This is a genomic window from Streptomyces sp. A012304 (assembly GCF_026008495.1).
Classification (GTDB): Bacteria; Actinomycetota; Actinomycetes; order Streptomycetales; family Streptomycetaceae; genus Streptomyces.
Map to the genome: position 1 here is coordinate 3,474 of NZ_BQUN01000128.1, position 13,181 is coordinate 16,654.

Here is a 13,181-nt window from a genome sequence, read left to right on the forward strand (position 1 = left end):
CAGAAACTCCCGTCCGGTGAGTGAGACTGGTGCAACCGTAGACGGTATGAGGAAACGAGGTCGGATGATGCGTACGCGTCCGCTGAAGGTGGCGCTGCTGGGCTGTGGAGTGGTCGGCTCAGAGGTGGCGCGCATCATGACGACGCACGCCGACGACCTCGCCGCGAGGATCGGCGCCCCGGTGGAGCTGGCCGGGGTCGCCGTGCGGCGGCCCTCCAAGGTCCGCGAGGGCATCGATCCCGCCCTGGTCACCACCGACGCCACCGCGCTGGTCAAACGCGGCGACATCGACGTCGTCGTCGAGGTCATCGGCGGCATCGAGCCCGCCCGCACCCTCATCACCACCGCCTTCGAGTACGGCGCCTCCGTGGTCTCCGCGAACAAGGCGCTGCTCGCCCAGGACGGCGCCGCCCTGCACGCCGTCGCCGAGGAGCACGGCGAGGACCTCTACTACGAGGCCGCCGTCGCCGGCGCCATCCCGCTGATCCGCCCGCTGCGCGAGTCCCTCGCCGGCGACAAGATCAACCGGGTGATGGGCATCGTCAACGGCACGACCAACTTCATCCTCGACAAGATGGACTCGACGGGGGCCGGCTACCAGGAGGCGCTCGACGAGGCGACCGCGCTCGGGTACGCGGAAGCCGACCCGACCGCCGACGTCGAAGGGTTCGACGCCGCCGCGAAGGCCGCCATCCTCGCCGGGATCTCCTTCCACACGCGCGTGCGCCTCGACGACGTCTACCGCGAGGGCATGACCGAGGTCACGGCCGCCGACTTCGCCTCCGCCAAGGAGATGGGGTGCACCATCAAGCTGCTCGCCATCTGCGAGCGGGCCGCGGACGGCGCGTCCGTCACCGCGCGCGTGCACCCCGCGATGATTCCGCTGACCCACCCGCTCGCCTCCGTGCGCGGCGCGTACAACGCCGTCTTCGTGGAGTCCGACGCCGCCGGGCAGCTCATGTTCTACGGGCCCGGCGCCGGCGGTTCCCCCACCGCCTCCGCCGTCCTCGGCGACCTCGTCGCCGTCTGCCGCAACCGGCTCACCGGATCCACCGGGCCCGGCGAGTCGGCCTACGCCGCGCTGCCCGTGTCGCCGATGGGTGACGTCGTCACCCGCTACCACATCAGCCTCGACGTCGCGGACAAACCGGGCGTTCTCGCCCAGGTCGCGACCGTGTTCGCCGAGCACGACGTATCCATCGATACGGTTCGTCAGCAGGGCAAGGACGGCGAGGCCTCCCTCGTCGTCGTCACCCACCGCGCGTCCGACGCGTCCCTGGCCGGGACCGTCGAGGCGTTGCGCAAGCTCGACACCGTGCGGGGTGTCGCCAGCATCATGCGGGTTGAAGGAGAGTAACCAGCAATGACCCACCAGTGGCGCGGAATCATCGAGGAGTACCGGGACCGGCTGCCGGTATCCGACAGCACGCCGGTCGTGACGCTCCGCGAGGGCGGCACGCCCCTCGTGCCCGCGCAGGTGCTCTCCGAGCGCACCGGCTGCGAGGTCCACCTCAAGGTCGAGGGCGCGAACCCCACCGGGTCCTTCAAGGACCGCGGCATGACCATGGCCATCACCCGGGCCAAGGAGGAGGGCGCCAAGGCGGTCATCTGCGCCTCCACCGGCAACACCTCCGCCTCCGCCGCCGCGTACGCGGTGCGCGCGGGCATGGTGTCCGCCGTGCTCGTCCCGCAGGGCAAGATCGCGCTCGGCAAGATGGGCCAGGCCCTCGTGCACGGCGCGAAGATCCTCCAGGTCGACGGCAACTTCGACGACTGCCTCACGCTGGCCCGCTCGCTGAGCGACAACTACCCGGTGGCGCTGGTCAATTCGGTCAATCCGGTGCGTATCGAGGGTCAGAAGACGGCCGCGTTCGAAATCGTGGACATGCTCGGCGCCGCCCCCGACATCCACGTCCTGCCGGTCGGCAACGCGGGCAACATCACCGCCTACTGGAAGGGCTACAAGGAGTACGCCGCCGACGGCGTCGCCGCCGGGACGCCGCGCATGTGGGGCTTCCAGGCCTCCGGCAGCGCCCCGATCGTGCGCGGCGAGGTCGTCAAGGACCCGTCGACCATCGCCACCGCGATCCGGATCGGCAACCCGGCCTCCTGGCAGTACGCGCTGGCCGCGCGGGACGAGTCCGGCGGTCTCATCGACGAGGTGACGGACCGTGAGATCCTGCGCGCCTACCGGCTGTTGGCCGCGCAGGAGGGCGTCTTCGTGGAGCCCGCGTCCGCCGCGTCCGTGGCCGGTCTGCTCAAGGCCGCAGAGCAGGGCAAGGTCGACCCGGGCCAGACGATCGTGTGCACCGTCACCGGCAACGGTCTGAAGGACCCCGACTGGGCCGTCGCCGGCGCCCCGCAGCCGGTCACCGTGCCCGTCGACGCGGCCACCGCGGCCGCCCGCCTCGGCCTCGCGTAACGAGGTACACCCGGGGTTTCCCCTCGCGGGGGTGCACAGGGGGCTTACGACACGCATCGTGCGCCTCCTGTGCGCCCTATGTCGCCACAGAACCTTCCTTCGATAGGCTGTAGCGAACCCGCCCGCCGCATATGCCTCGCTCGCATGTGCCGAGTGCAGTGCCGCACCGGCGGCCCAGGGTCCTTCCCGTTCGTATCGAATGTCATTCGACAGTTCCGCAGCTCAAGGAGAGTCAACGAGCGATGGCCGGTCCAGCGTTCCGCGCCGCCGCCGTCCGGGTGCGCGTCCCCGCCACCAGCGCCAACCTCGGCCCGGGCTTCGACGCCCTCGGCCTGGCGCTGGGGCTCTACGACGACGTGGTCGTCCGGGTGGCCGACTCCGGGCTGCACATCGACATCGCGGGGGAGGGCAGCGAGACGCTGCCGCGTGACGAGAAGCACCTCCTCGTCCGCTCCCTGCGCACCGCCTTCGACGTCCTGGGCGGCCAGCCGCGCGGCCTGGAGATCGTCTGCGCCAACCGCATCCCGCACGGCCGCGGCCTCGGCTCCTCCTCGGCCGCCATCTGCGCCGGCATCGTCGCCGCCCGCGCCGTGACCATAGGCGGGGAGGCCAGGCTCGACGACACGGCCCTGCTGGAGCTCGCCACCGAGATCGAGGGCCACCCGGACAACGTCGCGGCCTGTCTGCTCGGCGGGTTCACCCTGTCCTGGATGGAGGCGGGCGCCGCGCGGGCGATCAGGATGGAGCCCTCCGATTCCATCGTTCCGGTGGTTTTCGTACCCGGGAAGCCGGTGCTGACCGAGACCGCGCGCGGTCTGCTCCCGCGCACCGTGCCGCACGTCGACGCCGCGACCAACGCGGGCCGTGCCGCACTGCTCGTCGAGGCCCTGACCAGGCGCCCCGAGCTGCTGCTGCCCGCCACCGAGGACCGTCTCCACCAGGAGTACCGCGCGCCCGCCATGCCGGCGAGCGCCGCCCTGGTGGAACGGCTGCGCGCCGACGGCATCCCGGCCGTCATCTCCGGCGCCGGGCCCACCGTCATGGCGCTGGCCGACGCCGGCACCGCCGACAAGGTCGAGGCGCTCGCGGGCGCGGACTGGGCCGCCAACCGGCTCGGACTGGACCTGCACGGCGCGAGCGTGCTGCCGCTCGCGCCCTCCGGTGACATTTAGCGCACGGTTGCCGGATTTCGAGAGGGGGAATGTTTGTTGGATCCGGTAGTGTTAATCTCAAGTCTGCACCCGACCCCACCATGGCGAGGTGCTTCGTGTCCCCGTCCGGGACAGACATTCTTCCGGGAGCTCCCCGAGCCGCACTGCGTTCCGTACGTCGTACCTGGGCAGTACGCCGTACAGCGACGCTGAGCGGTCCGACGGGCACGCTCCGGAATCGGTGCGACCGCGCCACGTGACACCGGGTGTCACGGCTCGTCGAGGAAGCGCCAATCACCAGATATCTCTTCCGCCGCATAGGGCGGACCACCGCCCCGGCTTCGCCACATCAAGGACCGAAGTCGGACAGCACAACCGGTCGCCGAGCCAGACAGGCCGACGTCCGCTCCAGGGAAGGACCCTTCGTGAGCGACACCACCGATCTGATGGGCGCACGTGTCGAGGAGACCGCTGCCGCGCCCGCCACGGACGCCTCCGCGCCTGCCACCGGTGCCGGCTCCCGGCGGCGCCGCGGTACCGGCCTCGAGGGCATGGTGCTGGCCGAGCTGCAGCAGGTCGCATCCGGCCTCGGTATCAGGGGCACCGCGCGGATGCGCAAGAGCCAGCTGATCGAGGTCATCAAGGAGGCGCAGGCCGCCGGCGGCGCCCCGGCCGCGAAGGCCGAAGCCCCCGCCGAGACCAAGCCGAAGCGCCGCGCCACCTCCAAGGCGCGCACGGGTGAGGCCGCCGCCGAGAAGAAGGCGGACGCCGCCCCGGCCGAGGCCCCCGCCGAGAAGGCCGTGGCCCAGCAGCAGATCGAGATCCCCGGCCAGCCGGCCAGCCAGGACGCCCCCACCGAGCGCCGCCGTCGCCGCGCCACCGCCGAGGCGGGCACCCCCGAGACCGTCACCGCCGAGGCGAAGGCCGCCCCCAAGGCGGAGACCCCCGCGCCGGCCCAGCCGGAGCAGGGCGAGGCCAAGGCCGACGCCGACTCCGCCGAGGGCCGTCGCCGTGACCGCCGTGAGCGCGGCCGCGACCGCGACCGCCGCGGCAAGGGCGACGACCAGCAGGGTCAGGGCGGCCAGCGTCAGCAGCAGAGCCAGCAGCAGGGCGGCGGCCGCCAGGACCGCGGCGCCGGTCCGCAGGACGAGGACGACTTCGACGGCGGCCGCCGGGGCCGTCGCGGCCGCTACCGCGACCGCCGTGGCCGTCGCGGCCGCGACGACGTGGCCGTGGAGCCGCAGATCGCCGAGGACGACGTCCTGATCCCCGTCGCGGGCATCCTGGACATCCTCGACAACTACGCCTTCATCCGCACGTCCGGTTACCTGCCCGGCCCGAACGACGTGTACGTCTCCCTCGCCCAGGTCCGCAAGAACGGCCTGCGCAAGGGCGACCACCTCACCGGTGCCGTGCGCCAGCCCAAGGAAGGCGAGCGGCGGGAGAAGTTCAACGCGCTCGTGCGGCTGGACTCGGTCAACGGCATGGCGCCCGAACACGGCCGTGGCCGCCCCGAGTTCAACAAGCTCACCCCGCTCTACCCGCAGGACCGCCTCCGCCTGGAGACGGACCCGGGCGTGCTGACCACCCGGATCATCGACCTGGTGTCGCCGATCGGCAAGGGCCAGCGTGGTCTGATCGTGGCCCCGCCGAAGACCGGCAAGACCATGATCATGCAGGCGATCGCCAACGCGATCACCCACAACAACCCCGAGTGCCACCTGATGGTCGTCCTCGTCGACGAGCGTCCGGAAGAGGTCACCGACATGCAGCGGTCGGTCAAGGGCGAGGTCATCTCCTCGACCTTCGACCGCCCGGCCGAGGACCACACCACGGTCGCCGAGCTCGCCATCGAGCGCGCCAAGCGCCTGGTGGAGCTGGGCCACGACGTCGTCGTGCTGCTCGACTCGATCACCCGTCTGGGCCGTGCCTACAACCTGGCCGCCCCGGCCTCCGGCCGCATCCTGTCCGGTGGTGTCGACTCGACCGCCCTGTACCCGCCGAAGCGCTTCTTCGGCGCCGCGCGCAACATCGAGGACGGTGGCTCGCTCACCATCCTGGCGACGGCTCTCGTCGACACCGGCTCCCGCATGGACGAGGTGATCTTCGAGGAGTTCAAGGGCACCGGCAACATGGAGCTCAAGCTCGACCGGAAGCTCGCCGACAAGCGCATCTTCCCGGCGGTGGACGTCGACGCGTCCGGTACCCGCAAGGAGGAGATCCTGCTCGGCAACGAGGAGCTGGCCGTCGTCTGGAAGCTGCGCCGGGTGCTGCACGCGCTCGACCAGCAGCAGGCGATCGAGCTGCTCCTCGACAAGATGAAGCAGACCAAGTCGAACGTCGAATTCCTGATGCAGATCCAGAAGACGACGCCCTCTCCGGGCAACGGCGACTGACGTCCCGGCTTCCGTCAAAAGGGCCGCTCCCCGATCCGGGGGGCGGCCCTTTTCGCTGTTCACGGGCAAGGTACGATCACGCCTTCGGTCGCCTATTCGACCGTGCACCTGGTGAACTTCAGATCCCGAGGGGGGACTTGAGTGGGTACACCCACGTCCGGGGGCGGACGGCACAGACGCCGGCTGCGGATCGCACTGCCCGTCACCGCCGCCGCGGTCGCCGCCGCCGTCGCCGGAGCGCTGCTGACCTCGTCCGCGCAGGCCTCCGAGGCCCCGCCGACGCCCGTCCGCAGCGGCCCGTCGCTCGCGGAGCTCCAGAAGCGCATCGCGGGCGCCCTCGCCGGTGACGACCTGCCCGGACAGACCGCCTCCAAGGCCTCCCTGAGCGCGAGCACCGGCGCCACCACCGTCGACCCGAAGATCATCGGCGGTACCACGACGACCATCACCACGGCCCCGTGGATGGCCCAGCTCTGGTACAGCGACAACCGCGGCACCTCGTCCACCAGCGACGACATCGGCTTCTTCTGCGGCGGCGCGGTGGTGGCACCGACGAAGATCCTCACCGCCGCGCACTGCATCAAGGGCTACGACTGGAAGGCCCACGGCTCCGTCGTCACCGGCACCTCGCAGCTGCCGACCGGCACCGACCTGCACGGCGGCACGGCCTCCGGCGTCTGGCGCCAGTGGTACCACCCGTCGTACAACGCCGCGACCATCGACAACGACGTCGCCGTCCTGACGCTGCCGAACCCGGTGAAGGCCACGCCGATCCGGATGACGACGAACCTGGACTCCACGTCGTACAAGGTCGGCACCCAGGCCACCGTCTACGGATGGGGCCGCACCAGCTCCACCTCGGAAGACATCTCGGACAACCTGAAGGCGGCCACGCTGCCGATCCAGGCCGACGCCACCTGCTCGAACTACTACGGCGCCGACTACATCAAGGGCCACATGGTGTGCGCGGGCACGCCCGCCACCGGCAGCGACACCGGCACCACCAGCGCCTGCAACGGCGACTCCGGCGGCCCGCTGGTCGTCGACAACCGGATCGTCGGTGTCGTCTCCTGGGGCGTGAAGGACTGCGTCGAGAGCGGCGCGTACAGCGTCTTCGCGAAGATGTCCACGTACGTCGGCCCGTCCTACCCGCGGGTGGACGACACCAACCTCAGCGGTGACCACCTGGCCGACCTGTGGGTGCGCAGCTCCTCCACCCAGACCGGCTACGAGCTGGACTCCAAGGGCTCCTCGCTCGCCGCGCGCGTCTCCTGGGGCACCTGGAGCGGCTTCAACATCGTCCTCCAGACCGACCTGGACCGGGACGGCTACCAGGACCTGCTGCTGCGCCGGTCCTCGGACGGCGACGTCTTCTGGAAGCACTTCGTCCCCGCCAGCGGGACCTGGGCCACCCAGCTCATCGGCGACAACTGGAAGACCCGCCGGGCGATCGTCACCCCCGGTGACGTCACCGGCGACTACCTGCCCGACCTGCTCGCCGTCGACTCCACCGGCGTCCTGTGGACCTACCCGGGCAAGGGCAACGGCACCTTCTCCGCGCCCGTGAAGGTCGGCTCCGGCTGGAACCAGTACAACTTCGTGCGCGGTCACGGCGACTTCACCGGCGACGGCAAGGCCGACCTGCTGGCCCGCAACTCCAGCACCGGCGCGGTGTACCTGTACCCGGGCACCGGCACGGCCGGCACGACCGCGTTCTCCGCCCGGATCAAGGTGGCGACGTGGAGCTCCACGACGTACAACGCCTTCGCCGCCGTCGGTGACGTCAGCGGCGACGGCCGGGCCGACTTCCTGGCCCGCACGCCCGGCGGCACGCTCTACCTGTACAAGGGCACCGGCAAGGCCAGCACTGCGATCTTCGCCACACGGGTCTCGCTCGGCACCACCTTCAAGCAGTACGACATCTTCGGCTGAACCCACAGGTGAGCGGGGTAAGCGCCCGCTCACTCGAACACGCTCCGTGCCCGGTCTGGCTCAGGCCGGGCACGGAGCGTTGTGCAACCCTGGCTCGAGTTTCCCCGTCTGACAGGACGGAGTGACGATTGGTGCGGTAAGGGGCCGACCCGGATGTACCGGGCCGGCCTGTCCCTGACCGCAGGGGGTAACCGACCGGAGACGAGAACCGAGGAGCACATGTCCGCCGAGAGCACGCCGGAGCCCGGCATACCGGGAGAGGCCGGCACACGGGACGAGCACGACGGCAGCGGCCGCCACCGCGCCGAGGGCCGGCGCCGCAAGTCGCGCGCCCGCGGCAAGGGCCTGCTGATCGCGGCCTGGACCGCGGCGGGCGTCGTCGCCCTGGGCGGCACCGGAGCCGGCTACCTCTACTTCAAGCTCAACGGCAACATCAAGAGCGTCGACATCGACCAGGCCCTCGGCACCGAGCGGCCCACCAAGGTCGACAACGGCTCCGAGAACATCCTCGTCCTCGGCTCCGACACCCGCTCCGGCACCAACAAGAAGCTCGGCGGCGGCACGGACGACGGCACCGCCCGCTCCGACACGGCGATGATCGTCCACGTCTACGAGGGCCACCAGAAGGCCGGTGTGGTCTCCATCCCGCGCGACACCCTCATCGACCGCCCCGAGTGCACCGACAGCCGGGGCACCACCCACGACGCGGCCCGCGACGTGATGTTCAACTCCGCGTACACCACGGGCGGCGCGGCCTGCGCGGTCAAGACCGTGGAGTCGATGACCGGCGTCCGCATGGACCACTACCTGGAGGTCGACTTCGCCGGCTTCCAGAAGCTGATCGACGAACTCGGCGGCGTCGAGGTCACCACCACCAAGGACATCGACGACCCCGACAGCCACCTCCGGCTCAAGGCCGGCACCCACTGGCTGAGCGGCGAGCAGGCCCTCGGCCTGGTCCGCACCCGGCACGGCGTCGGCGACGGCTCCGACCTCGGCCGCATCCAGCTCCAGCAGGCCTTCGTCAAGGCCCTGGTCGAGCAGGTCAAGCAGGTCGGCGTCCTCACCGGCGGCGGCACCGCGCTGTACGACCTGGCCGACACCGCCACCAAGGCCGTCACCACCGACTCCGACCTCGGCTCCCTGAACGCCCTCATGTCCTTCGCGAGCGGCCTCAAGGGCATCTCCGCGTCCGACATGACCATGGTCACCATGCCGGTCCGCTACGACCCGGCCGACCCCAACCGGGTCTTGGTGGAGCGGGCCAAGGCCCAGCTGGTCTGGAACGCCCTCAAGAACGACAAGCCCATCCCCAAGGCGGCGACGACCGGCACGGCCACCGGTGAGGCCGACGGTGTGGTGACGTCCTGAGGGCCGAGCGGCCCGCGGGGAATAGATCACGGCAACCCCCGGTTTTGGGGGATGGCGCCAGTCCTGGCAGACTGGTACGTCGGCTCCGGTTCACGCTTCCGCATCCCGCGGCTGCGACCCGGCGCCCTCCCGAACCTAGGAGACACCTTGAAGCGCGACATCCACCCCACGTACGTCGAGACGCAGGTCAGCTGCACCTGCGGCGCGTCGTTCACCACCCGTAGCACGATCGAGGCCGGCACCATCCGCGCCGACGTCTGCTCCGAGTGCCACCCGTTCTACACGGGCAAGCAGAAGATCCTCGACACCGGTGGCCGTGTGGCCCGCTTCGAGGCCCGCTTCGGCAAGGCCGCCGGCTCCAAGAAGTAGCGAGCCCCACTTCGCCGGTCCACGGCCGCGCCCCTTCCCGGGCGCGCCGGGACCGGCGTTTTTGGTCGCCCGCCCTTCCCTTTTTCGTTTGCAGTACAGGAGCCAGAGATGTTCGAGGCCGTCGAGGAACTCGTCGGTGAGCACGCCGACCTGGAGAAGAAGCTCGCCGACCCGTCGGTCCACGCCGACCAGGCCAACGCGCGCAAGCTGAACAAGCGGTACGCCGAGCTCACCCCGATCGTCGCCACGTTCCGCTCCTGGAAGCAGACCGGCGACGACATGGACACCGCGCGGGAACTCGCCGCCGACGACCCGGACTTCGCCGCCGAGGTCAAGGACCTGGAGCGGCAGCGCGAGGAGCTGACGGAGAAGCTGCGCCTGCTGCTGATCCCGCGCGACCCCAGCGACGACAAGGACGTCATCCTCGAGATCAAGGCGGGCGCGGGCGGCGACGAGTCCGCCCTGTTCGCCGGCGACCTGCTGCGGATGTACCTGCGCTACGCCGAGCGGGTCGGCTGGAAGACCGAGATCATCGACGCCACCGAGTCCGAGCTGGGCGGCTACAAGGACGTCCAGGTCGCCGTGAAGACCAAGGGCGGCCAGAGCCCGGAGCCCGGCCAGGGCGTCTGGGCGCGCCTGAAGTACGAGGGCGGCGTGCACCGCGTGCAGCGGGTGCCGGCGACCGAGTCCCAGGGCCGCATCCACACCTCGGCGGCCGGTGTCCTCGTCACCCCCGAGGCCGAGGAGGTCGACGTCGAGATCAACCCCAACGATCTGCGCATCGACGTCTACCGCTCCTCCGGGCCCGGCGGCCAGTCCGTGAACACCACCGACTCCGCCGTGCGCATCACGCACCTGCCCACCGGAGTCGTCGCCTCCTGCCAGAACGAGAAGAGCCAGCTGCAGAACAAGGAGCAGGCACTGCGTATCCTGCGCTCCAGGCTGCTCGCCATGGCGCAGGAGGAGGCGGAGAGGGAGGCCGCCGACGCCCGCCGTAGCCAGGTCCGCACCGTCGACCGCTCCGAGAAGATCCGCACCTACAACTTCCCGGAGAACCGCATCTCGGACCACCGCGTCGGCTTCAAGGCCTACAACCTGGACCAGGTCCTGGACGGCGACCTCGACGCGGTGATCCAGGCCTGCGTCGACGCGGACTCGGCCGCCAAGCTCGCAGCCGCGTAAGAGGCGTACCCACGGAACGCGTACGACCCAGTACGACACGGAGGACTTGCGTGCAGCGATCATTTGGAGGGCGACCCCCGAGCCCCCGCAGCCTGCTGCTCGCTGAGGTAGCTCAGGCCACCCAGCGGCTGGCCGACGCCGGCGTGCCCTCGCCGCGCACCGACGCGGAGGAACTCGCCGCGTTCGTGCACGGCGTCAAGCGCGGCGAACTCCACTCCGTGCGGGACTCCGACTTCGACGCCCGGTACTGGGAGGTCATCGCCCGGCGCGAGCAGCGCGAGCCGCTCCAGCACATCACCGGGCGGGCCTACTTCCGCTACCTGGAGCTCCAGGTCGGCCCCGGCGTCTTCGTCCCCCGCCCGGAGACCGAGTCGGTGGTCGGGTGGGCCATAGACGCCGTACGCGCGATGGACGTCGTCGAACCCTGCATCGTCGACCTGTGCACCGGCTCCGGCGCGATCGCGCTCGCCCTCGCCCAGGAGGTCCCGCGCTCCCGCGTGCACGCCGTCGAGCTGTCCGAGGACGCCCTGGTGTGGACCCGTAAGAACATGCAGGGGTCCAGGGTCGACCTGCGCCAGGGCAACGCCCTGGACGCCTTCCCCGACCTCGACGGCCAGGTCGACCTCGTCATCTCCAACCCGCCGTACATCCCGCTCACCGAGTGGGAGTACGTCGCGCCCGAGGCACGGGACTACGACCCGAACATGGCGCTGTTCTCCGGCGAGGACGGCCTCGACCTCATCCGCGGCCTGGAACGGACCGCGCACCGGCTCCTGCGCCCGGGCGGTGTCGTCGTCGTCGAGCACGCCGACACCCAGGGCGGCCAGGTGCCGTGGATCTTCACCGAGGAGCGGGGCTGGGCCGACGCGGCCGACCACCCCGACCTCAACAACCGCCCGCGCTTCGCGACCGCCCGCAGGGCGATGCCGTGAGCGCCGGCCCGACTTCTTCATCCGAGCAGTACGTGCACGAGGAGGCCCGCTAGACATGGCACGGCGATACGACACCAATGACGCCACCGACCGCGTGACCGGTCTGCGCGAGGCCGCGTCCGCCGTCCGCCGCGGGGAACTCGTGGTCCTGCCGACGGACACGGTGTACGGCATCGGCGCCGACGCGTTCTCCAAGGAGGCCGTGGGCGACCTGCTGGAGGCCAAGGGCCGGGGCCGCAACATGCCCACGCCCGTCCTCATCGGCTCGCCGAACACCCTGCACGGCCTGGTCACGGACTTCTCCGAGCTGGCCTGGGAGCTGGTCGACGCCTTCTGGCCGGGCGCGCTCACCCTGGTCGCCAAGCACCAGCCGTCCCTCCAGTGGGACCTGGGCGACACCCGCGGCACGGTCGCCGTCCGCATGCCCCTGCACCCGGTCGCCATCGAGCTGCTGACGGAGGTCGGCCCCATGGCCGTCTCCTCCGCCAACCTCACCGGCCACCCCGCGCCGGAGAACTGCGACTACGCCCAGGAGATGCTCGGCGACTCCGTCTCCGTCTACCTCGACGGCGGTCCCACCCCCGGCAACGTCCCCTCCTCGATCGTCGACGTCAGCCGTGAGGTGCCGCTGCTGCTGCGTGAGGGCGCGATCTCCGCGGACGAGCTGCGGAAGGTCGTACCCGACCTCGAGGTGGCGAATTGACAGCCCCTGACGCGGGGCGCGGCATAGGCAACGGGGTACGTGCCGCGGAGGAGACCACGACATTCGGGTTTCCGCGCGACTCCTTCCGCATCCTGCACGTCAGCACCGGCAACGTCTGCCGCTCGCCCATCACCGAGCGGCTGACCCGGCATTTCGTGTCGCAGCGGCTCGGGGTGCTGGGCGGCGGGCTGATCGTGGAGAGCGCGGGCACCTGGGGCCACGAGGGCGCGCCCATGGAGGCCAACGCGGAGACCGTGCTGGCCGACTTCGGCGCGGACGCCTCCGGCTTCACCGGGCGTGAACTCCTCGACGAGCACGTCATCCGGGCCGACCTGGTGCTGACCGCCACCCGCGACCACCGCGCCCAGGTCATCTCCATGGGCCATTCGGCGGGCCTGCGCACCTTCACGCTGAAGGAGTTCACCCGCCTGGTCAACGCGATAGATCCGGCCACCCTGCCCCCGCTGGAGGACGGCGTGGTCATGCGCGCCCGCGCCCTGGTGCGCGCGGCGGCGGCTCTACGCGGGTGGCTCCTGGCGCCCACGGCGGAGGCGGACGAGGTCTACGACCCCTACGGCGCGCCGCTGACGTTCTTCCGGTCCATCGGGGACGAGATACACGAGGCGCTGGATCCCGTGGTCACGGCGCTGACGGGCGTGCCGGCGCGGATGTAGGCACGGCGGTCGCGGGCGCGGGGGCCGTCCCCGGCCTACATTGGACGTA

11 protein-coding genes are annotated in these 13,181 nt (G+C 70.9%); all 11 read left to right on the top strand.

Translation table 11 applies throughout. The features are described from left to right. Positions 1 to 67 precede the first annotated feature (67 nt). The 11 genes from ALMP_RS32530 to ALMP_RS32580 all read left to right on the top strand — a co-directional run bounded on the left by ALMP_RS32530 (position 68) and on the right by ALMP_RS32580 (position 13,132). Positions 68 to 1,357 carry a homoserine dehydrogenase gene (locus ALMP_RS32530; protein ID WP_264935110.1) on the top strand — a complete coding sequence of 430 codons (1,290 nt, stop codon included), beginning with the start codon at positions 68 to 70 and terminating at the stop codon, positions 1,355 to 1,357. Positions 1,358 to 1,363: 6 nt separating this feature from the next. Next, on the top strand, positions 1,364 to 2,422 hold the full coding sequence (thrC, locus tag ALMP_RS32535; protein WP_264934990.1) for a threonine synthase: 1,059 nt from the start codon (positions 1,364 to 1,366) through the stop codon (positions 2,420 to 2,422). 242 nt (positions 2,423 to 2,664) lie between these two features. Beyond that, entirely contained in the window at positions 2,665 to 3,594 is a 930-nt protein-coding gene (thrB, locus tag ALMP_RS32540; protein ID WP_264934991.1) for a homoserine kinase, read from the top strand. A gap of 404 nt (positions 3,595 to 3,998) precedes the next feature. Continuing rightward, on the top strand, positions 3,999 to 5,969 hold the full coding sequence (rho, locus tag ALMP_RS32545) for a transcription termination factor Rho (RefSeq protein ID WP_264934992.1): 1,971 nt from the start codon (positions 3,999 to 4,001) through the stop codon (positions 5,967 to 5,969). Between the two features lie 141 nt (positions 5,970 to 6,110). Next, positions 6,111 to 7,901, top strand: a complete 1,791-nt coding sequence (locus ALMP_RS32550; RefSeq protein ID WP_264934993.1) for a trypsin-like serine protease — start codon at positions 6,111 to 6,113, stop codon at positions 7,899 to 7,901. A 219-nt stretch (positions 7,902 to 8,120) separates the two neighbouring features. Next, on the top strand, positions 8,121 to 9,272 hold the full coding sequence (locus ALMP_RS32555; protein WP_264934995.1) for an LCP family protein: 1,152 nt from the start codon (positions 8,121 to 8,123) through the stop codon (positions 9,270 to 9,272). A 147-nt stretch (positions 9,273 to 9,419) separates the two neighbouring features. Then, positions 9,420 to 9,641: a 50S ribosomal protein L31 gene (gene rpmE, locus ALMP_RS32560; protein ID WP_264934998.1), complete on the top strand. Its 222-nt coding sequence runs from the start codon at positions 9,420 to 9,422 to the stop codon at positions 9,639 to 9,641. 108 nt (positions 9,642 to 9,749) lie between these two features. Further along, positions 9,750 to 10,823 (top strand): peptide chain release factor 1, encoded by a 1,074-nt coding sequence (prfA, locus tag ALMP_RS32565; protein WP_264935000.1) that lies wholly within the window; start codon positions 9,750 to 9,752, stop codon positions 10,821 to 10,823. A 92-nt stretch (positions 10,824 to 10,915) separates the two neighbouring features. Beyond that, entirely contained in the window at positions 10,916 to 11,755 is an 840-nt protein-coding gene (gene prmC / locus ALMP_RS32570; protein ID WP_264935112.1) for a peptide chain release factor N(5)-glutamine methyltransferase, read from the top strand. A gap of 55 nt (positions 11,756 to 11,810) precedes the next feature. Then, entirely contained in the window at positions 11,811 to 12,458 is a 648-nt protein-coding gene (locus tag ALMP_RS32575; RefSeq protein ID WP_264935002.1) for an L-threonylcarbamoyladenylate synthase, read from the top strand. Continuing rightward, positions 12,455 to 13,132, top strand: coding sequence for a protein-tyrosine-phosphatase (locus ALMP_RS32580; protein ID WP_264935004.1), 678 nt, complete (start codon positions 12,455 to 12,457; stop codon positions 13,130 to 13,132). The genes ALMP_RS32575 and ALMP_RS32580 overlap by 4 nt, the downstream gene beginning before the upstream one ends. Positions 13,133 to 13,181 lie beyond the last annotated feature (49 nt).